Annotated in this window: 1 pseudogene; it reads right to left on the reverse strand. The window is 52.1% G+C overall.

The window, feature by feature from the left end:
* Positions 1-211 (reverse strand): annotated as a pseudogene (locus tag J3482_RS20710) (hypothetical protein); the annotation flags it as partial.

The following is a 211-nucleotide window of genomic DNA, read 5'->3' on the forward strand; positions in this document are numbered from 1 at the left end:
ATCGACCACGATGCCTTGTCCTTTGGGGAGAAGTGACCTTAGGATTTGTCTATGCGCCGAACGTATCGCTTTGATGCCAGCGTCGGAACCGAGCCGCTTGAGGTCCTTATATAACAGAGTCGTATCAGGCAGTTTCGGCACGTCCAACTTCAGCTTCAACAGGGGATCTTGTTCGATGTCCTCAAAGTGGAAAATCCGTTCCTGCCCCAGC

It is taken from the genome of Alicyclobacillus suci (genome assembly GCF_017329615.1).
GTDB lineage: Bacteria > Bacillota > Bacilli > Alicyclobacillales > Alicyclobacillaceae > Alicyclobacillus > Alicyclobacillus suci.